Consider the following 21,878-nt stretch of genomic DNA (forward strand, 5'->3'; position numbering starts at 1 on the left):
GCGCTTCCTCTCAGGTCAGGAACGGCGTGAGCACGGAGGTGTAGAGCAGCCGGTAGCGCCGCTCCGCCTCGGCGCTGTCGAAGAAGCCGGAGATCTCCAGGCTCACCGCGCCGTGGATCGCCATCCACAGCACGTCGGCTATCTCGCCGGCGGCGGCCCCGCGCAGCCGTCCGGACTCCAGGCAGGCGGCCACGGCCTCGACCAGGATGTCGAAGGTGCGCCGGCCGGCCGCGACCGCGTCGGGGGCGGGCTGGAAGCCGTGCATCGCGTTCTGGAACATGACCCGGTAGTAGTCGGGTTCGTCCAGCGCGTACTCGCGGTAGGCCGCCAGGCCCGCGTGCAGCGCCGGGAGCGGGTCGTCCGGGGCGGGGACGGCCAGAAGGCGCGCCTCCAGCCGGGCGAAGCCCTCCAGCCACAGAGCCTCGCTGAGGCCGTCCTTGCCGCCGAAGAGGGTGTAGATCACCTTCGTGGAGCAGCCGACCTCGCCGGAGATGCGCCGGACGGTGAGCGCCGCCGGGCCCTCGGCGACGAGCAGGTGTTTGGCGGCGTCGAGGATGGCCGTCCTGACCACGCTCTGGCCTTCCTGCTGGGCTTGCCGGTACGCGGTGACCGCCATGTGAGTAACACCGTTTCTTTTCGGTAACGCTGTTACCGACCTTTGTACGCCTCCTGCGTCCCGCCGTCAATCCCGCCGGCGAGGAGTAAGAGCGTCGGCCCAGGTAAGGAGGTCCGGCGTGACGGAGACGAACCGAGCGCGGGTCACGGTCGTGGTGGCCACCAGGGACCGGGTCAGAACGCTGGCCCGGACGATCCCCCGCCACCCGAGGCCGGTGATCCTCGTCGACAACGGCTCGTCCGACGGGACCGCCGGGTTCGTCCGCAAGCACTTCCCCGACGTCCAGGTGGTCGAGGCGGGGGCCAACCTGGGCGCGCCGGGCCGCAACGTCGGCGTGCGCCTGGCCGAGACCCCCTACGTCGCCTTCGCCGACGACGACTCCTGGTGGGCGCCCGGCGCCCTGGAGCTGGCCGCCGACGTGCTGGACGCCCACCCCCGCCTGGCCGTGCTGGGCGCGCGCGTGCTGGTCGGGCCGCAGGAGCGGCTGGACGCGGTGTCGCAGGCGATGCGCGACTCCCCGCTCGGCGTCGAGGACGACCTGCCGGGGCCGAGCGTCCTGGGCTTCCTGGCCTGCGGGGCCGTCGTGCGCAGGGAGGCGTTCCTGGAGGCGGGCGGCTTCGACGACGTGATCTTCTTCTTCGGCGAGGAGGAACGGCTGGCCGTTGACCTGGCCGCGCGCGGCTGGGGGCTGGCCTACGTGGACGACGTCGTCGCCCACCATCACCCCTCCCCCGCCCGCGACCCGCGCGGCAGGCAGGCGCTGGCGGCGCGCAACGCCGTGCTGACCGCCGTGCTGCGCCGTCCCTGGCCGGTGGTGGCGCGCCGGTCCCTGGAGGCGCTGCTGGCCGGTCCGGCGGGCCGGGAGGGGCTGCGCACCGCCGTACGGCGGCTGCCCAGGGCCCTGGCCGCCCGGCGCGGCCTGCCGGTCGCCGTGGAACGCGCCCGCCGCAGGCTGGAACGCACGGCCGGCTGACGCCGTGGGCGGCGCGCTCGGCGCCCGCCCGTCACGTCGTGCTCAACGCCCCCGGTCAGCGGACGTCAGGGGACCTGCCAGCCGCGTTCGCGCAGGGCGTCGGCGAGCGGGGCGGCCGCGTCCGGCTGGACCCACAGCTCCGCGATGCCCAGGGGCAGCCCGGGCGCGTGCTCCAGCCGCACGTCCTCGACGTTGACGCCGACCTCGTCGCACACCTGGAACAGCCGCGCGAGCTGCCCGGGACGGTCGCCGATGACCACCTGGACGACCACGTACGCGGGGGCGGGGCCGCCGTGCTTGCCCGGGATGCGCCCGTGCCCGGCGACGCCGCGCTTGAGGAGCTGGGTGAGGTCGCCGCTCGCGGTGCCGTCGCCCTCGGCCAGGGAGCGCAGCGCGGTCGCGGCCTCGGCCAGGTCGCGGGAGACCGCCTCCAGCACCTCGGCGACCGGGGTCGCGTTGCCCGACAGGATGCCGAGCCAGAGCCCGGGGTCGCCGCCCGCGATCCTGGTCACGTCGCGCACCCCCTGCCCGGCCAGGCCGAGCGCGACCTCGGTGGCGTCGGCCAGGCGGGCCGCCACGGCCGAGGCGGCGACGTGGGGGGCGTGCGAGACGACGGCGACCGCGCGGTCGTGCTCCTCCGCGCCCACCTCGACCGGGTTGGCGCCGCACAGCTCGACCAGCCTGAGCACCGCCGCCCTGGCGTCGTCGGCGGCCTCGCCGGTCGGGCACAGCGCCCACGGCCGGCCGAGGAACAGGTCGGCCCTGGCCGCCCCCGGCCCGGACTTCTCCCGCCCGGCCAGCGGGTGGGAGGCGACGTAGGTCGTCAGGTCGCAGCCGAGCCGCGCGGCCATGCGGATGGGCTCGGCCTTGACGCTGGCGACGTCGGTGTAGAACCGGGCCACGCCGCGGCTCTGCAGCTTCAGCAGCTCGTCGGCCACGTGCGCCGGGGGCACCGCGATGACCGCCAGGTCGACCTGACCGGCGGGCAGCCGCTCCGGCTCCCACTCCTCGCCCGCGCCCAGTTCCCTGGCCAGCCGCACGGCGCCCGCGTCACGGTCGGCGAGCAGCACCCGCACGTCGTGCTTGCGCAGCGCCAGGGCCGCCGAGGTGCCGATGAGACCGGTGCCGACGACGAGCACGGTACGGAGTTCCGAGGCCATATCGATGTCCTGATTTATCGGGCTAGTGAGAGTGTTGCCTGCCGTGTCCGTCAGGCACGTGCCGCACGACGATCCGGCTCACGCCGGTCGCCTACTGGGCGATGTCCTGCCGCAGCGCCACCGCGCCCCGCAGATACACATGCTGCATCTCTGCCCGCGGACGGTCGGTCTCCACATGCGCCATCAGACGCACCACGCGCGGCAGCGCCCCCGGCACGTCGATCTCGGTGCAGCAGATCAGCGGCACGTCGTGGAAACCCAGCTTGCGCGCGGCGAGGGCGGGGAACTCGGACTTCAGGTCGGGGGTGGCGGTGAACAGCACGCTGATCACGTCGTCGGTGGTCAGGCTGTTGCGCTCCATGATCGCCTGGACCAGCTCGGTCGTCCCTTGGATGATCGAGTCGCGGTCGTCGGCGTCCACCTGGATCGCCCCGCGGATCGCCCGCACCATGCGCCCTTATCCCCTTCCATAGCGGGAGAGCCCGTGCGGAGATGCGCACGGGCCCCTGCGTTCCGGCCAGATTACAGCTTCACGGCCGCGTAAAGGTCGCCGACCTCCTTCAGGCTCAGCGCGCGGACCGTGCCGGCCTTGGTGCGGCCCAGCTTCACCGGACCGAACTCGATCCGGGCCAGGTCGATCACCCGGTGACCGGCCTCCTCCAGCATGCGCCGCACGACGTGCTTGCGGCCCTCGTGCAGCACCACCTCGACCAGCGCCTGCTGGCCGTGCTCCTGCACGATGGCGAAGCTGTCGGCCTTGGCGATGCCGTCCTCCAGCTCGATGCCCTGCTTGAGCCTGCGGCCCAGGTCGCGCGGGATCGGCCCCGGCACCTTGGCCCAGTACTTCTTCTGCACCCCGTAGCTCGGGTGCGTCAGCCGGTTGGCCAGCTCGCCGTCGTTGGTGAGCAGCAGCAGGCCCTCGGTCTCGGTGTCGAGCCGGCCGACGTGGAACAGGCGGGGCGCCAGCTCCTCGACGTAGTCGGCCAGGCACGGACGGCCCTGCGGGTCGTCCATGGTGGACACGACGCCGATCGGCTTGTTGAGGGCGTAGTAGACGAGGTCGGGGGCGGTCGGGATGCGCTTGCCGTCGACGTGGATGATCTGGGTGGCGGGGTCGACCTTGGCGCCGAACCGGCGCACGACCTGGCCGTTGACCGTGACGCGGCCGTCGCCGATCATCTCCTCGCAGGCGCGCCTGCTGGCCACGCCCGCCTGGGCGAGCACCTTCTGCAGGCGCACGCCGTCGGGCACCTCGGTGGTGTCGCGCTCGTCGGTGTAGTCGTCGTCGTAGAAGGCACGGTCGCGCAGCGGCTGGCGGGCGGCCTTGACGCGCCTGGCCTGGGGGCTCTCGGAGCCGGCCGGACGCCGTCCGCCGCCGAGCGTCTGCACGTCGTCGCGCCTCGGGGTACGCGGCTGCTGCCCACGGGGGTTGTCCTCGCGCCTGCCGAAACGGGCGCGGGTGTTGCCGGCGGAGCCGGACCTGGGGGCGTCGTCCCTGCGTCCGCCGCGGTCGGCACGGAAGCCGCCGCGCTCCTGACGCTCGCCGTCGCCGCCACGCACGGGACGCCCGCCGCTGCGGGAACCGGCGTATCCGCCGCGCTCGCCACCGGCCTGACCGCCGCGCTCACCGCGCCGGTCGGCGCCGTAGCCGCCGCGCCGGTCGTCGCCGAACCTGCCCCGGTCGCCGGACCGGGAAGCCCCGCCGAAGCCCTCGCCACGCGGCCGGTCCCCGCCCTCACGGCGCGGACGCTCGAACCCGCCCTCACGGCGGGGACGGTCGAACCCGCCCTCACGGCGCGGACGGTCGAAACGGTCGCCGCGCGGGCCGCGGTCACCGCGGTCGTCACGGGGACGGTCGTCACGGAAGCGGTCGCCACCGGCGGGCCGGTCGGCGCGCTGGTAACGGCCGTCGCGGTCGTCACGCGCCGGACGGTCCGCCCGGTCGCCGCGCGAGTAGCCGTCACGGTCGCCGCGCGAGTAGCCGTCACGGTCGCCGCGCGAGTAGCCGTCGCGGTCGCCGCCGGAACGGCCGAAGCGGTCGCCACCGGACACGGGACGCCCCGAACGGTCACCACCGAAGCCAGGGCGACCCGAACGGTCACCACCGAAGCCGGGACGACCCGAACGGTCGCCGCCGAAGTCAGGGCGGCCGGAGCGCTCGCCGCCGCGAGAGCCGAAGTCCTGGCGGGGGCGGTCGTCGCGGTCGCCGAAGCGGGCGCGGGCGCCGCCGCGGTCGGCGCGAAGGGAGTCGCGGCGGGGGTCGGCCCCGCCGAAGCCGCCGCCGGAGCCGTCGCGGCGGTTGTCGTCGGAGCGGAAGGCGGGACGCCCGCCGCGGCCGGAGCCGCCGGTACGTCCACGACCGCGTCCATCACCGGACGGGGTGCTGCGCCTGTTGATCACTTTGTTGTCTCCTCGAGGTTCTCCACGTCGTCGGGGAGGAAGGGGGCGAGCTCGGGAAGCTCGCTCAGATCCCGTAGTCCCAGACGTTCCAGGAAGTATGAGCTTGTCCGGTAGAGCACTGCCTGGCTCTCCGGGTCGGTGCCGGCCTCCTCGACCAGCCCCCTGGCGACGAGCGTCCGCATGACGCCGTCGCTGTTGACGCCGCGCACGGCGGCGACACGGGCGCGGCTCACCGGTTGCCGGTAGGCCACGACCGCGAGGGTCTCCAGCGCGGCCTGGGTCAGCCGCGTCTGCTGGCCGTCGCGGACGAACCGCTCGACCAGCGCCGCGCAGTCGGCCCGCGTGTAGAAACGCCAGCCACCCGCGACTTCCCGCAGATCAAAACCCCGCCCGGCGGCCGTATATTCCGCCGCCAGCCTCCTGAGCGACGCCGCGACCTCGTGGGTGGGGCGCTCCAGCACCTGGGCCAGCGTGATCTCGGCGACGGGCTCGTCGACGACCATCAGGATGGCCTCCAGCGCCGCCTCAAGAGCGGGCCCCTCCGCCTGGACGTCGTCCTCCGGGGTGTCCTGCTGGTCTTCCTCCGGGTCGGCAGCGGTGTCCGAGGGCCACTCGGGGCCCGCGGAAGGCGACTCGGGAAACGAAGACCCGGCGGACGGCGACTCGGGCGACGGCGAGGGCTCCGGCGACGGCGAGGGCTCCGGCGAGGGCGAGGGCGAGGGCTCCGGCGACGCGACCGGCAGGTCGGGGCCGGCGGGCAGGGCGGACGCCTCCTCCGGGGAGGCCGGCTGGACGAGGGAGCCCGGGAGGGTCATCCAGGCGGGCAGCGGCGACCCCGAGTCGGGGGCCTTGCGGGGGCCCGGCAGGGGGTTGGGGTTGTCAGTCATTCGATGGTTTCTCCGCGGATTCCTCGTAGTCGTCCCCCACCGCGACGTCGCCGTCGTCGGCGCCCGTCCAGGTCACATGGAGCTCTCCCAGCGCCTCGACCTGCTCGAACGTCACCGCGGACTCCCGGAACAGCTCCAGCACCGCCAGGAAGCGGGCGATGACCTCGAAGGTGCCCTCGCAGTCGGCCGTCAGCGCGCGGAAGGTGGCCCGGCGCAGCCTGCGCAGGTGCATGACCAGGATGGCCGCCTGCTCCTTGACGCTGGCCAGCGGCTGGTAGATGTGGCCGACGCTGACGGTGGGCGGCAGTTTCGGGGTGAACGCCTTGGCCGCGATGCGGGCGAGCTGCTCGGGCCCGATGCCGAGGATGAGCTCGGGCAGCAGGTTGGCGAACTGCGGCTCCAGCGACACCGTGCGGGGGAAACGCAGGCTCTCCTCGGCCATCCGCCCCGCGAAGACCTTCGCGACCTCCTTGTACGCCTTGTACTGCAGCAACCGGGCGAACAGCAGGTCTCTGGCCTCCAGGAGCGCGAGGTCCTCTTCGTCCTCCACCTCGCCGGACGGCAGCAGCCGGGCCGCCTTCAGGTCGAGCAGCGTGGCCGCGACCAGCAGGAAGTGGCTGGTCTGGTCGAGGTCCCACTCCGGGCCCCTGGACCGGATGTAGGCGATGAACTCGTCGGTGACCTTGGAGAGCGAGACCTCGGTGATGTCGAGCTTGTGCTTGGCGATCAGGCCGAGGAGCAGGTCGAAGGGGCCTTCGAAGACGTCCAGGTGTACCTGGAAGCCTTGGGGGGCCTCGGTCTGCTCTGCGGTCACCTGGCCATTGTCGCAGGAGCCGGCCAGCGCGAGAGCACCTCGCGGGCCAGTTCGCGGTAGGCGTTGGCGCCCAGGGACGACGGGTCGAAGGTGGTGATCGGCTCGCCGGCGACGGTGGCGTCGGGGAAGCGGACCGTACGGTTGATCACCGTGTGGAACACCTTGTCGCCGAACGCCTCCACCACGCGGGCCAGCACCTCGCGGCCGTGCAGGGTACGGGCGTCGTACATGGTGGCGAGCAGGCCCTCGATCTCGAGGTCTTCGTTGAGCCGCTCCTGGACCTTGGAGATGGTGTCCATGAGCAGCGCGACGCCGCGCAGCGCGAAGAACTCGCACTCCAGCGGCACCATGACGCCGTGGGCGCAGGTCAGCGCGTTGATGGTGAGCAGGCCGAGCGACGGCTGGCAGTCGATGAGGCAGACGTCGTAGTGCGGCAGCAGCGGCTTGATCACCCGGCCGAGCACCTGCTCGCGGGCGACCTCGGTGACGAGCTGCACTTCGGCGGCCGACAGGTCGATGTTGCTGGGCAGCAGGTCGAGGCCCTCGACGCCGGTCTCCAGCAGGACGTCCTCGGCGGTGACGCCGCGGTCCATCAGCAGGTTGTAGACGGTCAGGTCGAGCTGGAGCGGGTTGATGCCCAGGCCGACCGAGAGCGCGCCCTGCGGGTCGAAGTCGACCAGCAGCACCTTCAGCCCGCACTCGACCAGCGCCGCGCCCAGGTTGATGGTGGTGGTCGTCTTGCCGACGCCGCCCTTCTGGTTGACCATCGCGACCACTCGCGCCGGGCCGTGCACCTGCGGCGGGGCCGGTTCAGGGAACACCGGCCGCGGGCGCTGGGTGGGGCCCAGGTTGACGCCGTTGGAAGGCGCGTTGGTCTTGGTGTCACCCCAGGGGTTGTCGGGGGTCCCCGGGGTCGAACCCTTGGTCGTCACAGTCACCAGCTCGAACCTCCCTGACGATCCCGAACCGGACCGTCCGGACGGACACTATGGCGTCACCACTAAACGCGGCAAGGCGGCACGCCGGGGCACCGCGCACGCGCAAAAGACTATAGATCACTGCCGGGCGCGCGGGTGCGCCGCGGCGTAGACCTCACGGAGTTTGTCGACCGTCACCAGGGTGTAGACCTGCGTGGTCGTGACGGAGGCGTGACCGAGCAGCTCCTGGACCACCCGGACGTCCGCGCCGCCGTCGAGCAGGTGGGTGGCGAAGGAGTGGCGCAGGACGTGCGGGCTGATGCCGGCCAGGCCGGCGCGTTCGGCCGCGGCCTGGAGCACTTCCCAGGCTCCCTGCCTGGTCAGCCGGCCACCGCGGGCGTTGAGGAAGACCGCGGGGGTACCGCGGCCGTGGGCCAGCAAGCCGGGCCTGGCGCGGACGAGGTAGGCGTCGAGCGCCGAGCGGGCGTAGCGGCCGAGCGGGACGACGCGGGTGCGGCCGCCCTTGCCGCGCAGCCGCACCTGGTCGGGTTCGAGGTCGTCCACGGCCAGGCCGACGGCTTCGGAGATGCGGGCGCCGGTGCCGTACAGGACCTCCAGCAGGGCGCGGTTGCGCAGGGTGAGCGGGGCGCCGTCGGGGCCGGAGGCGGCGATGAGGCGTTCGACCTCGTCGACGGCGATCGCCTTGGGCAGCCTGCGGAGCTGGCGCGGCGGGCGTACCTCGTGGGCGGGGTCGTGGGCCGTGACGCCTTCGCGCAGGGCGAACCGGTGGAGCCCCCGTACGGCCGAGACGGCCCGCGCGGCCGAGCTGGCCACGAGGGCGGGATGCTCCCGGTCGCCCTCGCGCAGCGCGGCGAGGAAGGCCTGGACGTCGGCCTCCCCCACCTCGTCGAGCTTCAGCCGCCCGCGCGCCTGCAGATGTTCGAAGTATCGCCGCAGGTCACGGCGGTAGGACGCGAGCGTGTTGGCAGCCAGGCCCCGCTCCACCGCCAGATGGGCGAGGTAGCTGGAGAGCACCGCCTCCACGACATGGTCCTTCCGTCACGCCTCCGGGGCGTCGGCGGGGCGCAACAGGGCGAATCCCTCAACCGAAGCCGCATATGCGGCGAGGATACCGGCCACGGCCGGGGAATTGTGGATCATTCCCATGAGCGCCTTCTCGACCGCGTCGGACAGCGGCACCCATTCGACCGGCATGCCGATCTCCTCGTGCCGGTGGACGAAGGTGTTCTCCTCGTCGGGGATCCTGCTCAGGCCGCGGGCGAGGAAGACCCTGATCCGCTCGTCGGTCATGCCGGGAGAGGAGCGCAGGTCGACCAGGGTGTGCCAGGTGTCGGCGCGGTAGCCGGCCTCCTCGGCGAGCTCGCGGGCCGCGGTGTCGGCGAGCGGTTCGCCCGCCACGTCGCGGATGCCGGCCGGCAGTTCCCACATGAGCTGCCGGGTGGGGTGGCGGTACTGCCTGATCATCAGGACGCGGTCGCGGTCGTCGAGCGCGAGCACGGCGACCGAGCCGGGGTGGACGACGTAGTCGCGGTCGGCGACCTCGTCCTGGGGCATCCTGACCGTGTCGGTGACGACCTTGATCACGTACCCCTGGAAGTGTTCCTTGGACGCGACGACGTCCCACGCCTCGGGCGTGTCTCTGATCATGGCCGCACTCGCTTCCGGTCCTCCGTGGTCACGCAGGCTACCGCCTCCGGGCCGAGGCTCGCCGCTGCGGTGACGTTCACTTGCCGACCTTGGTGGTCACGCGGCTGTCGGCGTAGGCCAGGGCGGCGCCGATGAGGCCCTTGAACATCGGGTTGGCCCGGGTGGGACGGGAGCGGAACTCGGGGTGCGCCTGCGTGCCGATGAAGAACGGGTGCACGTCGAGGGGCAGCTCGGTGTACTCCACCAGGCGGCCGTCGGGCGACAGGCCGGAGAAGACCAGGCCGACGTTCTCCAGGCGCTCGCGGTAGGCGTTGTTGACCTCGTACCTGTGACGGTGGCGCTCGTCGGCCTTGGCCTTGCCGCCGTAGAGCTGCCTGGCCAGCGTGCCCTCGCCGAGCTTGGCGGTGTAGCTGCCGAGCCGCATGGTGCCGCCCATGTCGCGCTCGCCGGCGACGACGTCCTCCTGGTCGGCCATGGTGGAGATGACCGCGTGCTTGGTGTCGGGGTCGAACTCGGCGGAGTTGGCGTCCTCGATGCCGGCCATGTTGCGGGCGGCCTCGATGACCATGCCCTGCATGCCGAGGCAGATGCCGAGCAGCGGGATCCGGCCCTCGCGGGCGTGCCGGATGGCGCCGATCTTGCCCTCGATGCCGCGCACGCCGAAGCCGCCGGGGATCAGCACGCCGTCGACGCCGTCGAGCTCGCGCTCGGCGCCCTCGGGGGTCTCGCAGTCGTCGCTCTTGACCCAGCGGATGTTGACCCGCGCGTCGTTGGCGAAGCCGCCGGCGCGCAGCGCCTCGGTGACCGACAGGTACGCGTCGGGCAGGTCGATGTACTTGCCGACCAGCGCGATCGTGACCTCCTTGGCCGGCCGGTGCACGCGGCGCAGGAGCTGCTCCCACTCCTTCCAGTCGACGTCGCGGAAGGGCAGGCCGAGGCGGCGCACGACGTAGGCGTCGAGGCCCTCGGCGTGCAGCACCTTGGGGATGTCGTAGATGGAGGCGGCGTCGACGGCGGAGACGACGGCGTCCTCGTCGACGTCGCACATGAGGCTGATCTTGCGCTTGATCGCCGTCTGGACCGGACGGTCGGAGCGCAGCACGATCGCGTCGGGCTGGATGCCGATGCTGCGCAGCGCGGCCACGCTGTGCTGGGTGGGCTTGGTCTTCAGTTCGCCGGACGGGCCGATGTAGGGCAGCAGCGACACGTGCAGGAAGAAGACGTTGTCGCGGCCGACCTCGTGCCTGATCTGACGGACGGCCTCCAGGAACGGCAGCGACTCGATGTCGCCGACCGTGCCGCCGACCTCGGTGATGACGACGTCGACGTCGGGGCCGGCCATGCCCCGGATGCGGTCTTTGATCTCGTTGGTGATGTGCGGGATGACCTGGACGGTGTCACCCAGGTATTCGCCGCGCCGCTCCTTGGCGATGACGTTGGAGTAGACCTGGCCGGTGGTGACGTTGGCCGAGCCGTGCAGGTCGGTGTCGAGGAAACGCTCGTAGTGGCCGACGTCGAGGTCGGTCTCGGAGCCGTCGTCGGTGACGAAGACCTCGCCGTGCTGGAACGGGTTCATCGTGCCGGGGTCGACGTTGAGGTAGGGGTCGAGCTTCTGCATGGTGACCCGCAGACCGCGCCCCTTGAGCAACCGGCCGAGGCTGGAGGCCGTGAGCCCCTTGCCGAGACTGGAGGCGACACCGCCGGTGACGAACAGATGCTTGGTTTGCGATGCGCTGCGCAAAGGGGCTCCCGTGGCTCGAATGGTGGCCGAAGTGTCCACGGGCTCTCAGGATATCAAACAACGCCCCTCACATGCCCGAACGGCATGACCTAGCGGTAACTTTGGGCCCTATGTCACTAGTACGCCGGGCCATGGGCGCACTGATTCACCGTGCGTACGCGGCGATCCGCCACGCCGGGGCGATCTCCCCGGACTCCACGGCGGGTTATCGTTTCCGCCGGATCGGCGAGGGAGTCTGCATCGCCTTCCCGCCGGGGGCGATCTTCGGCGAGCGGTGGATCGAGATCGGCGAGCACACGCTGATCGGCGAGCGCGTGTCGATCTCCTGCGGCATGTGGCCGGACGTCGATCTCGGCCCCGACTCGATCCTGCGGATCGGCGGCTCGTGCTCGATCGGCCGGGGCTCGCACATCGTGGCCCACCAGTCGATCGACATCGGCGACCACGTCTTCACCGGCCCGTACGTCTACATCACCGACCAGAACCACGTCTACGACGACCCCGAGACGCCGATCGGACGGCAGTGGCCGCGCAACAGCCCGGTCTCGATCGGCGCCGGCTCCTGGCTCGGCACCGGCGCGATCATCCTGCCGGGCACGGTCCTCGGGCGGCAGTGCGTGGTGGCGGGAGGCGCGGTGGTGCGCGGCGAGTTCCCCGACCACAGCGTGGTCGCCGGGGTGCCCGCCAAGCGCGTCCGCGGGTACACGCCGGAGCTCGGCTGGCACGCCCCCGGCGCCGCCGAGGCCGCCGCCGCGATCGCCCTGGCGCTCGACGGGCAGATCGGACCGTCCTGACAGCAGGGACGTGCGGCCCCGAGAACGGGGATGGACCGAACAAGCTTCTGGAGGTTAGCGTCGGTGCATGCGGACCGCCATCTGTGAGCGCCTGGGCGTCGAGTTCCCGTTGTTCGCCTTCAGCCACTGCCGCGACGTGGTGGCCGCGGTCACGAACGCGGGCGGGTTCGGGGTGCTGGGGGCCGTCGCGTACTCGCCGGAGCGGCTGGACGCCGAGCTGACCTGGATCGACGAGCGGGTGGGCGGGCGGCCGTACGGGGTGGACGTGCTCGTCCCGGGCCGGATCGACGCCTCCGCGCTCGACCTGCGGGCCCACCTGCTGGACTTCGTGCCCGACCGCCACCGCGACTTCGTCGCCCACCTGCTGTCCAAGTACGGCGTGAACGCGCCGCCGCAGCCCCTGAGCGCGGTGGCCGACGAGTTCGGCCGGCGGGTGACGGCATCGGGGGCGACCGCGCTGATCGACGTGGCGCTCAAGCACCCGATCGGGCTCATCGCCAGCGCGCTCGGACCGCCGCCGCCGCAGATGGTGGCGAGCGCCAGGGCGGCGGGCGTGCCGGTGGCGGCGCTGGTCGGAACCGTGGAGCACGCCCGCAGGCAGGTGGCGGCCGGGGCGGACATCGTCGTGGCCCAGGGCACCGAGGCGGGCGGCCACACCGGCGAGATCTCCACGATGGTGCTCGTGCCGCAGGTCGTGGACGCGGTCGCGCCAGTCCCGGTGCTGGCCGCGGGCGGCATCGCCTCGGGACGCCAGATGGCCGCGGCCATGGCGCTCGGGGCCGAGGGGGTCTGGTGCGGCTCGGTGTGGCTGACCACCGAGGAGGCGGAGACGTCGCCCGCGCTGCGCCGCAAGCTGCTGGCCGCCTCGTCGCTGGACACCGTCCGGTCCCGGTCGCGTACGGGCAAGCCGGCGCGGCAGCTCAGGTCGGCCTGGACCGAGGAGTGGGACTCCGGGCAGGAGAGCCCCGGGCCGCTGGGCATGCCCCTGCAACTGCTGCTGGCCGAGGGGGCGATGGCCCGCATCGGCGCGGCGGCCGACCGCGGCGACCCCGGCGCCCAGGAACTCGTCACGTACTACGTGGGCCAGGTGGTGGGCCAGCTCGATCGCGTGCGGCCGGCCCGGGACGTGGTGTACGACATGATCAGCGAGTTCACCGACGCCGTGGCCCGCCTCTCGTCGTCCTGAGTGGTTCCTCCCGGATGGCCCGGTAGCATGCGCGTGTGGTCGGGACACCGCCTGAGCTGGAGCGTGGCACCGGGGTTCCCGCGCACACGCAGATCGAGCAGTGGCTGCTGGCGGCGATCTCCTCCGGCGAGATGGCCCCGGGCGACCGGCTGCCCGGCGAGCGGGAGCTGGCCGCCCGCCTCGGCGTGAGCCGGATGACCCTGCGCCAGGCCCTGGCCACCCTCGAACGCGACGGCGTGCTGATCAGGCTGCCCGGCAGGTCGGGCGGCGCGTTCGTGGCCGAGCCGCGCATCGAGTGCGACCTGACGGGCCTGGCCGGGTTCACCGAGCAGATGCGCCGCGCCCACCTGCGGGCCGAGGCGCGGATCCTGACGGCCGCCACCGTGCCCGCGCCGGCGGCCGTGGCCGCCGCGCTCGGCGTCGCGCCGGGCGAGCCGGTGCACGAGGTGGCCCGGGTGCGGTCGGCGGGCCGTTCGCCGGTGGCGCTCGAACGGTCCTTCTTCCCGGCGCTGCCCGGCTTCCTCGACGAGGACCTCGGCGGCTCGCTCTACGCCCTGCTGGCCGGCCGCTACGGGCTGGAGCCGCGGACCGCGGTCGAGCATCTGGACCCGGTGATCGCCGGTCCGGCGGAGGCGGCCGAGCTGGGCATCGCGGCGGGCGCGCCGCTCATGCTGATCGAGCGCACGGCCTACGCCGCCGACGGCAGCCCCGTCGAGTACGCCCGCGACCTGTTCCGCCCCGACCGGGTGCGCCTGTCGGTGCGCAGCGGCGTCACCGCGCCCGCGACCCCGCCGGGTCGTGCAGCGGCTCCCTGACCACGACGCCGGGCACCCACTCCCCCTCGACCTCGACCTCCAGCTCGGCCCCCGGCCCGACCGGCAGGTACGCGTAGGCGATCGACCGCTCGACCGTGTACCCGTAGCCGCCGGAGGTGACCCGGGCCACGACCTGGCCGTCCACCCGTACGGGCTCGTTGCCCAGGGCGACCGCCCGCGGGTCGGACAGGGTGAGGCAGCGCAGGCGGCGGGCCGGGTGCGGGTCCAGGGCGTCGCGGCCGAGGAAGTCCTTGCCGGGCTTGACGCAGAAGCCGAGCCCGGCCTCGTACGGCGTCGTCTCGGGCCCGATGTCGGCGCCCCACACCCGGTACCCCTTCTCCAGCCGGAGGCTGTCGATGGCCCGGTAGCCGCCCGCGACCAGCCCGTACGGCTCGCCCGCCCGCCACAGCGTCTCCCACAGCGCGAGCCCGTACTCGCTGGAGCAGTACAGCTCCCAGCCGTGCTCCCCCACGAACGTCACCCGCAGCGCCAGCGCGGGCACGTCCCCCACGGTGAGCTCCCGGGCCGACATGAACGGCAGGTCCGGCGGGTCCGGGGTCAGCCCGGACAGGATGTCGCGGGCCTTGGGGCCCCACAGGGCGAAACAGGCGTACTGGCCGGTGACGTCGGCGATCCTGGCCGTCGAGCCGGTGAGCGCGGCCTGCCGGCGCAGCCAGGCGAGGTCGCGGGAGCCCGACGCGGTGCCGGTGACGATCAGGAACTCCTGCTCGCCGCGCCGGGTGACGGTGAAGTCGCACTCGATGCCGCCGCGCCGGTTCAGCGCCTGGGTGTAGGTGACGGCGCCCACCTCGCGGGCCACGCGGTTGTCGCACACCCATTCCAGCAGGGCGGCGGCGTCCGGACCGGTGACCTCGATCTTGGCGAAGGAGCTCTCGTCGAACAGCCCGGCCGCGGTGCGGGTGGCGCGGTGCTCGGCCCCGACGGCGGGCGACCACAGGCGTCCGGCCCAGCCGCGGGGGCGCTCGTCGGCGCCGCCGGGGGCGGCCGAGTAGTGGTTGACCCGCTCCCAGCCCGCCTTCTCGCCGAAGACCGCCCCGTGGGCGGCGTGCCAGGAGTAGGCGGGCGAGACCCGCAGCGGGCGCCCGGCCGCGCGCTCGTGGCCCGGGTAGCGGATGTCGTAGTACGTCTCGTAGTTCTCGACCGAGCGCTTGACCGTGTACGACGGCGACCGGTACTGGCGGCCGAAGCGGCGTACGTCCATGTGGTGGACGTCCATGCCGGGCTCGCCGTCGACGATCCAGTCGGCCATGACCCTGCCGATGCCGCCCGCGCCGGCGATGCCGTGGGCGCAGAACCCGGCCGCCACGAAGAACCCGCCCACCTCGGTCTCCCCCAGGCAGAACTCGTTGTCCGGGGTGAACGCCTCCGGCCCGTTGATCAGCTTGCGGATGCCGACGTCGGCCATCGCGGGCACCCGGATCCGGGAGTTGGCGGAGATCTCCTCCAGGCGCGGCCAGTCCTCGGGCAGCAGCCTGCCGTTGAAGTCGGCCGGCACGGCGTCGTAGGAGGTCTCGGAGGCGGTCCAGGGGGCGCAGGTGCGCTCGTAGCCGCCCATGACCAGGCCGCGCACCTCCTGCCGGTAGTAGACGAGCAGGTCGGGGTCGCGCAGCGTGGGCAGGACGGGATGGTCGTGGCAGGCGTCGGTGACGACGTACTGGTGGGACATCGGCACGATCGGGATGCGCACCCCGGCCATGCGGCCGATCTCGGCGGCGAACATGCCGCCGCAGTTGACCACGATCTCGCAGGCGATGTCCCCCTGGTCGGTGCGGACGCCGGTGACGCGCCCGCGCTCGACGCCGATGCCCAGCACCCGCGTACGGGTGCGCAGGCGGGCGCCGCCCTCGCGGGCGCGGGCGGCGAGGGCGTAACACAGCATCGAGGGGTCCACCTGGCCGTCGGTCGGCAGGTACGCCGCCCCCACCACCCCCGACGGATCCATCAGCGGGAACAGCTCCACCGCCGCGGCGACCGAGATCTCCTCCAGCGGCAGCCCGAACGTCCTGGCCCAGCCGATCTGGCGGCGGATCTCGGCCATCCGCTCGGGGGTGGAGGCCAGCTTGAGTCCGCCGCACTCGGTCCAGCCGGCGTCGAGGGTGCGGTAGAGCTCGACGGAGTACTGGTTCATCCGGGTCAGGGTGGGGTCGGAGCGGAGCTGGCCGACCAGGCCCGCCGAGTGGAAGGTGGAGCCGCTGGTGAGCTCGTCCCGCTCCAGCAGGACGACGTCGCGTTCGCCGCGCAGGGTGAGGTGGTAGGCGACGGACGCGCCGCCCACCCCGCCGCCGATGATCACGATGCGGGCCGAGTCGCTCATGGTCGCGAGGCTAACCCGCGTACCGTAAAAGGTCTAGACCGTTTAGGACGGCGGAGCTAGCATCGATCATGGCGATCGCCCGGGTCCTCGACCGCATCCCGCTGCTGTCCGGCCTGCCGCGCTCCGTCGAGGAGCTGCCCGGCGGGATGACCAACCGCAACTACAAGGTCACCACCCCGGACGGGGTCTACGTCGTGCGCGTGGCCGCCAGCGACGGCTCCCTGCTGGGCATCGACAAGGACGCCGAGCACGCCGACTCGCTCGCGGCCGCGCGGGCCGGGGTGGGGGCGCCCGTGCACGGCTACCTGCCGGAGGCGGGCGTGCTGGTGATCGGGTTCCTGCCGGGCCGGACGTTCACCGAGGCCGACCTGTGGGAGCCGGCGAACCTGGCGCGGGTGGCGCAGGTGTGCCGGCGGCTGCACGCGGGGCCGCGCTTCGTGCGCGATTTCGACATGTTCGAGGTGCAGCGGGGGTATCTGCGGATCGTCCAGGAGCGAGGTTTCCGACTTCCTCCGAAATATCTGGATTTCATGCCCGCCGTCGCAGAAATTAGGAAATGTCTGGCGGTACGCGCCGAGCCCACCGTCCCCTGCCACAACGATCTGCTCCCCGGCAACATCGTCGAGAGCGGCGACCGCCTCCACCTCATCGACTACGAGTACGCCGGCAACAACGACCCCTGCTTCGAGCTGGGCAACCTCTGGAGCGAGGCCGACCTGCCGCCCGGCCACCTGGACGAGCTCGTCACCGCCTACTACGGCTGCCGCCTGCGCCACAGGATCGCCCGCGCCCGGCTGCTCGGCCTGATGTCCAAGTACGGCTGGACCCTGTGGGCCTCGATCCAGGACGGCGCCAACGACACGATCGACTTCGACTTCTGGTCCTGGGGCATGGAGAGGTACGAGCGTGCGGCGGCCGAGTTCACCCGGCCGGGCCTGGCCCGCGTGATGGAGGCCGCGGCGGGGGCAGACTAGGGGGATGTTCGCCGCCCTGACCGGTCTCGGCCTCTCCACCGCCGCCGGCCTGAACGCCTACATCCCGCTCCTGGTCGTGGGCGTGCTGGCCAACCTCACCGACCGGGTGAAGCTGCCCGAGGGCTACGCCTGGCTGTCGAACTGGGGCGTGCTGGCGATCATCGCGGTGCTGCTGCTCGCCGAGATGGTCCTCGACAAGGTGCCGGCCGTCGACACCGTCAACGACGCCGTCCAGACCGTGGTGCGCCCGGCCGCGGGCGGCGTGGTCTTCTCCGCCACCAACGCCGCCGCCGAGCTCGACCACTCGACCTGGATGACCGAGAACCCGTGGGCCGGCTGGCTGCTGGGCATCGTGATGGCGCTGGCCGTCCACACGCTGAAGGCGACGGCCCGCCCGGTGATCAACGCGGGCACGGCGGGGGTGGGCGCGCCCGTGGTGAGCACCGCCGAGGACGCCGGCTCGCTCGGCATGAGCCTGATCGCGGTGTTCCTGCCGGTGCTGGTGATCGTCGCGCTGCTGCTGCTCGTCCTGCTCGCGTGGTGGACCTTCCGGCGGGTACGCCGGCTGCGCGCCCGGCGCCGGATCAGAAGAAATCCACCCCCAGGCTGAGTACGCCTCACCCTGCGGGTTGATCCGCCGCCCCGTCCAGCGCTTCTACGGTGTTCCCTCATGAAGCGAGTCATCATCACGGGGGGAGTCGCTGCTCTCGGCCTGGCCGCGTCGGTCGCGCCCGTCCCGGCGTCGGCGTCCGCGCAGGCGAGCGTCACCGTCGTCGCCGCCAAGCTCGACGGCCCGCGCGGCCTGACCTTCGGCCCCGACGGCGCCCTGTACGTCGCCGAGTCCGGCTCCGGCGGTAAGATCAAGTGCGCGACCGTGCCCGCCGAGCCGGGCGGCGAGGCGAGCAAGGTGTGCCTCGGCCTCACCGGGAAGATCTCCAAGCTGGCCGACGGCACGCTGACCACCGTGGTCAAGGACCTGCCCTCGGCCGGGTCCGACGGGCTCGGCACCGGCCCGCACGACGTCGCCTTCGCCGCGGACGGCTCCATGCTGGTGCCCGTCGGCCTGGGCGGCAACGGCAAGCTGCGGGCCGACCTCGGCCCCAAGGGCCGCACCCTCGGCACGCTGCTGAAGATCAAGGACGGGAAGTCGTCCGTCATGGGCGACCTGCTGGCGTTCGAGGCCAAGCACAACCCCGACAAGAAGGACAAGGGCAGCGCGATCGACTCGTACCCGTTCGCGGTCGTGCCGACCCCGCAGGGCGGCGCGCTGGTCACGGACGTGGGCGCCAACGACGTGCTCCAGGTCAGCGCGTCGGGCAAGGTGACGCTGCGGGCGGTGTTCCACGCGCGCAAGGTCGCGGCCCCGGCCATGCTCAAGCTCCCCAAGGGCAGCAAGGTCCCGATGCAGTCCGTGCCGATGGGCATCGCGGCCGCCCCCGACGGCTCCTACTACGTCGCCGAGCACGCCGGGTTCCCGCAGCCCGAGGGCGTGGCCAGGGTGTTCAGGCTGGCCGGCAGGAAGGCCGCGACCGCCGTCAAGGGCTTCACCACCGCCGTCGACGTCGCCTTCGACGCCTCGGGCCGGCTGCTCGTGCTCGGCTCGGTCGGCCCGGTGCCCGCCGACCACCAGCCCCGTACGTCGCTCTACCGGATCGAGGCCGACGGCACGCGCACCGAGCTGCTCAAGCCGGGCACGCTGACCGTGCCGCTGGGCATGGCGGTCGCCGCCGACGGTTCGGTCTACGTGTCGAACAAGGGCTTCACTCCCGGCAAGGGCGAGATCGTCCGGGTGGAACTGCCCGCATAGACGTGTGAGCGTCATGGCCCCCAAATCCCGTGGCGCGCTCACACGGAGGGCCCGGCAGCAGCGTCCGCGCTGCCGGGCCCTTCACCATGCCTCACCATGCCTCACCACGCCTCACCATGCCTCACCATGCCTCGCCCTGCCGGTCAACGCGCCCTGAGCCAGCCCTCCAGCACGCGCACGAACTCCGCCGGGCGCTCCTCGTGCAGCCGGTGACCCGAGCCCTCCCAGCACACGACCTTCGAGCCCGGGTTCTTGAGCAGCCCGGCCTCCCAGGCCGCGCGTCCGGGGTCGGCCCAGATCGACAACACCGGGCAGCTCCGGCGGGCCAGGTACTCGTCGCTGGCCGGCCGCACGCCGATGGCCCCTGGGCCGGTGAACATGGCCTCGAACGCCTCGGCCAGCACGTGCGGGGGCATGCCGTACAGGCGGCGCTTGTGCCAGCGCCGGATGACGGCGGGGGTCGCGGAGGTGGTGCACCACCGGTCGATCTCCTCGGCGACGGCGTGCGGGTGCTCGCCGCGCAGGCCCGCGATCATGCCGGGGAAGCCCGCGGCGAGGTCCTGGCCCATGCCGTAGCCGGGGTCGAGGGTGACCAGCGCCCGTACGCGCCCCGGATGCTCGACCGCGAGGATCGAGGCGACCTGGCCGCCCATGGAGTGGCCGACCGCGACCACCTCGGGGACCTCCAGGCGGTCGAGCAGCGTGTTCAGGTCCTCGGCCATCGCCTGTGGGGTGTTGCCGGTCTCCGGGACCGAGGAGTAGCCGTGGCCGCGCAGGTCCACGGCGATGACGCGGTGGCGGGCGGCCAGGGCGTCGATGTGCCAGGACCACTGGTGGGAGTCGGCGCCCCAGCCGTGCACGAGCAGCAGCGGCGGGTCGCCGGCGCCGTCGTCGGTGTAGAAGAGGCTGATGGTTGCCGAAATTTCGGCGTACGGCATGAAATATCCCCTTATTTGAGGGCGCGGATGGCGGCGCACACCCGGTCCATGGCGTCGGCGGCGGCGGGCAGGATCGGGCCCGTGCCGAAGAAGCCGTGGAACAGGCCCTCGTACCGGACGCACTCCGCCTCGACCCCGGAGTGGCGCAGGTGGCGGGCGTACGCCTCGCCCTCGTCGCGCAGCGGGTCGTGCCCTGCCGTGATCACCAGGGCCGGCGGCAGGCCGCTCACGTCCGCGCCCAGGGGCGAGCTGTACGGCTCCCCGCGCCGCCCATGGTCGGGCTGGTAGCAGTCCCAGAACCACCGCATGTGCGCCGTCGTCAGGAAATATCCCTCGCCGTTCTGGTCGTACGAGGGCCAGTGGCGGACGGCGTCCGTCGCGGGATAGACCAGCACCTGCAGCACGATCGGCGGCCCGCCCTCCTCGCGCGCCCGCAGGCAGGTGACGGTGGCGAGGTTGCCGCCCGCGCTGTCGCCCGCCACCGCCAGCGCCCCCGGGTCGGCGCCGAGCCCGGCCGCGTGCTCGTGGGCCCACCGGGCGACGGCGAAGGCGTCCTCGACGGCGGCCGGATAGGGATGCTCGGGCGCGAGCCGGTAGTCGGCGGCGACCACGACCGCCCCGGACCCGGCGCAGATCTGGCGGCAGACGCCGTCATGGCTGTCCAGCGACCCCAGGGTGAACCCGCCGCCGTGGAAGTACACGACCAGCGGCCGCCCCTCGGCGCCCTCCGGCGGCCAGTAGACCCGCACGGGGACGCCCGCCGCGTCGCGGTCCTCCACCCGGCCCACGGGCAGCGGCTCGGGGCTCGGGACCGAGGCCAGCACGCGGCGCGCCGCCACCGGGTCCCAGGGCCCCTCCCCCTTGGGGAAGAACTCGCTCATCAGGTCGATGACCGCGCGGGTCGGCTCGTCAACGGCCATCTCCGGCCTCCTCCTCCGCGGCGGCGGCCGCGCGCGGGACGGAGCCGAGCAGGGCCGTCTCCCCCGCCGTCCAGCCGCCGTCGATCGCCAGCTCCGCGCCCGTGACGTAGGAGGCCGCGTCGGACAGCAGGAACGCGATGGCCTCGGCGACCTCCTCGGGCTCACCCCATCGCCCGGCGGCGGCCAGCGGGAACGTGCCCTCGCCCGAGACCGCGCCCAGCGAGGCGGTCATCGGGGTGACGATCATCCCGGGATGCACCGAGTTCACCCTGATGCGGTCCCGCCCGAACTCCAGCGCCGCGATCTTGGTCAGCCCGCGTACGCCCCACTTCGACGCTCCGTACCCGCCCGTGCCGGGCAGCGCGGTCAGCCCTGCGACCGACGAGAGGTTCACCACGGCCCCGCCGCCGGCCGCCCGCATGGCCCCGGCCACGGCCTTCAGCCCGAGGAACACGCCGACCAGGTTCACCTGGAGCACCCGCTCGAACTCCGCCAGGGACTGCTGCTCGATGGTCCGCACGGTGACGATCCCGGCGTTGTTCACCAGCCCGTCGAGCCGCCCGTGCGCCTCGACGGTCGCGGCCACGACCGCCGCCCACTGCTCCGGGTCCGTGACGTCGTGCGGGACGAACGTGCCCCCGACGTCCTTGGCGGTGGCCGTCCCCTCCTCGGTGAGCACGTCGGTGAGCACGACCCGCGCCCCGGCCGCCGCGCACCGGCGCGCCGTGGCCGCGCCCATGCCCCGGGCGCCGCCCGTGATGATCACTACCTTGCCGTCGAGCACGCGCACCCCTCATCGGAGACGACCGAACATGTGCACTGAAACACGCGCCCACGTCCCCGATCAAGAGCTTGCTCGGCGCGGTCGCCGGAACCCCGGATCCCCGTCGCGCGTTGAACTCCTTGGGGGTCGAACTATCCTTCTAGGCAACA

The 21,878-nt window shown here is 72.9% G+C and carries 21 protein-coding genes; 7 read left to right on the forward strand and 14 right to left on the reverse strand.

The annotated features are described in order from the left end of the window. Window positions 1-10: 10 nt before the first annotated feature. Entirely contained in the window at window positions 11-616 is a 606-nt protein-coding gene (locus tag AB0J76_RS24940; protein ID WP_352321909.1) for a TetR/AcrR family transcriptional regulator, read from the reverse strand. Between the two features lie 118 nt (window positions 617-734). Here AB0J76_RS24940 and AB0J76_RS24945 point away from each other — a divergent pair, with 118 nt between their 5' ends. Further along, the gene (locus AB0J76_RS24945) at window positions 735-1,589 is read left to right on the forward strand and encodes a glycosyltransferase (RefSeq protein WP_352321911.1); all 855 of its coding nucleotides are present in this window, start codon (window positions 735-737) and stop codon (window positions 1,587-1,589) included. A gap of 65 nt (window positions 1,590-1,654) precedes the next feature. On the opposite strand, the gene AB0J76_RS24950 is transcribed toward AB0J76_RS24945, so the two are convergent. The 9 genes from AB0J76_RS24950 to AB0J76_RS24990 all read right to left on the reverse strand — a co-directional run bounded on the left by AB0J76_RS24950 (window position 1,655) and on the right by AB0J76_RS24990 (window position 11,176). After that, window positions 1,655-2,749 carry a prephenate dehydrogenase gene (locus AB0J76_RS24950; protein ID WP_352321913.1) on the reverse strand — a complete coding sequence of 365 codons (1,095 nt, stop codon included), beginning with the start codon at window positions 2,747-2,749 and terminating at the stop codon, window positions 1,655-1,657. A gap of 91 nt (window positions 2,750-2,840) precedes the next feature. Continuing rightward, window positions 2,841-3,200 (reverse strand): chorismate mutase, encoded by a 360-nt coding sequence (aroH, locus tag AB0J76_RS24955; protein ID WP_352321915.1) that lies wholly within the window; start codon window positions 3,198-3,200, stop codon window positions 2,841-2,843. A gap of 71 nt (window positions 3,201-3,271) precedes the next feature. Beyond that, the gene (locus AB0J76_RS24960; protein WP_352321917.1) at window positions 3,272-5,149 is read right to left on the reverse strand and encodes a pseudouridine synthase; all 1,878 of its coding nucleotides are present in this window, start codon (window positions 5,147-5,149) and stop codon (window positions 3,272-3,274) included. After that, window positions 5,146-5,667: an SMC-Scp complex subunit ScpB gene (scpB, locus tag AB0J76_RS24965; RefSeq protein WP_352321935.1), complete on the reverse strand. Its 522-nt coding sequence runs from the start codon at window positions 5,665-5,667 to the stop codon at window positions 5,146-5,148. Before scpB ends, AB0J76_RS24960 begins: the two co-directional genes overlap by 4 nt. Window positions 5,668-6,028: 361 nt before the next feature. Next, window positions 6,029-6,850, reverse strand: a complete 822-nt coding sequence (locus AB0J76_RS24970) for a segregation/condensation protein A (protein ID WP_352321918.1) — start codon at window positions 6,848-6,850, stop codon at window positions 6,029-6,031. Beyond that, the gene (locus tag AB0J76_RS24975) at window positions 6,847-7,788 is read right to left on the reverse strand and encodes a ParA family protein (RefSeq protein WP_352321920.1); all 942 of its coding nucleotides are present in this window, start codon (window positions 7,786-7,788) and stop codon (window positions 6,847-6,849) included. The genes AB0J76_RS24970 and AB0J76_RS24975 overlap by 4 nt, the downstream gene beginning before the upstream one ends. A gap of 117 nt (window positions 7,789-7,905) precedes the next feature. After that, window positions 7,906-8,811: a site-specific tyrosine recombinase XerD gene (locus tag AB0J76_RS24980; RefSeq protein WP_352321922.1), complete on the reverse strand. Its 906-nt coding sequence runs from the start codon at window positions 8,809-8,811 to the stop codon at window positions 7,906-7,908. A gap of 15 nt (window positions 8,812-8,826) precedes the next feature. Beyond that, entirely contained in the window at window positions 8,827-9,435 is a 609-nt protein-coding gene (locus AB0J76_RS24985; protein ID WP_352321924.1) for an NUDIX hydrolase, read from the reverse strand. A 76-nt stretch (window positions 9,436-9,511) separates the two neighbouring features. Further along, window positions 9,512-11,176, reverse strand: coding sequence for a CTP synthase (locus tag AB0J76_RS24990; protein ID WP_352321926.1), 1,665 nt, complete (start codon window positions 11,174-11,176; stop codon window positions 9,512-9,514). A gap of 131 nt (window positions 11,177-11,307) precedes the next feature. Between AB0J76_RS24990 and AB0J76_RS24995 the strand changes: the two genes are divergently transcribed. From AB0J76_RS24995 to AB0J76_RS25005, 3 genes are all read left to right on the forward strand, one after another. Continuing rightward, window positions 11,308-11,970 (forward strand): acyltransferase, encoded by a 663-nt coding sequence (locus tag AB0J76_RS24995; protein ID WP_352321928.1) that lies wholly within the window; start codon window positions 11,308-11,310, stop codon window positions 11,968-11,970. Window positions 11,971-12,037: 67 nt separating this feature from the next. After that, entirely contained in the window at window positions 12,038-13,156 is a 1,119-nt protein-coding gene (locus tag AB0J76_RS25000; protein WP_352321929.1) for a nitronate monooxygenase family protein, read from the forward strand. Window positions 13,157-13,191: 35 nt separating this feature from the next. Then, complete coding sequence (locus AB0J76_RS25005) at window positions 13,192-13,971, forward strand: GntR family transcriptional regulator (protein ID WP_352321931.1); 780 nt, start codon at window positions 13,192-13,194, stop codon at window positions 13,969-13,971. Here AB0J76_RS25005 and AB0J76_RS25010 read toward each other — a convergent pair. Then, a complete protein-coding gene (locus AB0J76_RS25010; protein ID WP_364390609.1) occupies window positions 13,928-16,306 on the reverse strand; it encodes an FAD-dependent oxidoreductase in 2,379 nt (792 codons plus the stop codon). The genes AB0J76_RS25005 and AB0J76_RS25010 overlap by 44 nt on opposite strands. Before the next feature lie 68 nt (window positions 16,307-16,374). Between AB0J76_RS25010 and AB0J76_RS25015 the strand changes: the two genes are divergently transcribed. Genes AB0J76_RS25015 through AB0J76_RS25025 form a run of 3 tightly spaced genes read left to right on the forward strand, consistent with a single transcriptional unit; the run spans window position 16,375 to window position 19,087 of the window. Next, complete coding sequence (locus AB0J76_RS25015; protein ID WP_352323485.1) at window positions 16,375-17,280, forward strand: phosphotransferase; 906 nt, start codon at window positions 16,375-16,377, stop codon at window positions 17,278-17,280. Between the two features lie 4 nt (window positions 17,281-17,284). Beyond that, window positions 17,285-17,890 carry a DUF4126 domain-containing protein gene (locus tag AB0J76_RS25020; RefSeq protein ID WP_352323484.1) on the forward strand — a complete coding sequence of 202 codons (606 nt, stop codon included), beginning with the start codon at window positions 17,285-17,287 and terminating at the stop codon, window positions 17,888-17,890. Between the two features lie 60 nt (window positions 17,891-17,950). Continuing rightward, window positions 17,951-19,087 carry a ScyD/ScyE family protein gene (locus AB0J76_RS25025; protein WP_352323483.1) on the forward strand — a complete coding sequence of 379 codons (1,137 nt, stop codon included), beginning with the start codon at window positions 17,951-17,953 and terminating at the stop codon, window positions 19,085-19,087. 143 nt (window positions 19,088-19,230) lie between these two features. Here the strand turns inward: AB0J76_RS25025 and AB0J76_RS25030 are convergent, their stop codons facing one another. From AB0J76_RS25030 to AB0J76_RS25040, 3 genes are read right to left on the reverse strand one after another with little or no spacing between them, the layout of a single operon-like run. After that, window positions 19,231-20,025 (reverse strand): alpha/beta hydrolase, encoded by a 795-nt coding sequence (locus AB0J76_RS25030; RefSeq protein WP_352323482.1) that lies wholly within the window; start codon window positions 20,023-20,025, stop codon window positions 19,231-19,233. Window positions 20,026-20,036: 11 nt separating this feature from the next. Then, entirely contained in the window at window positions 20,037-20,945 is a 909-nt protein-coding gene (locus AB0J76_RS25035) for an alpha/beta hydrolase (protein WP_352323481.1), read from the reverse strand. Next, window positions 20,935-21,729 carry a glucose 1-dehydrogenase gene (locus AB0J76_RS25040; protein ID WP_352323480.1) on the reverse strand — a complete coding sequence of 265 codons (795 nt, stop codon included), beginning with the start codon at window positions 21,727-21,729 and terminating at the stop codon, window positions 20,935-20,937. The genes AB0J76_RS25035 and AB0J76_RS25040 overlap by 11 nt, the downstream gene beginning before the upstream one ends. Between the last annotated feature and the right edge of the window lie 149 nt (window positions 21,730-21,878).

The sequence above is a fragment of the Nonomuraea sp. NPDC049624 genome (assembly GCF_040675255.1).
Taxonomy (GTDB): Bacteria; Actinomycetota; Actinomycetes; order Streptosporangiales; family Streptosporangiaceae; genus Nonomuraea.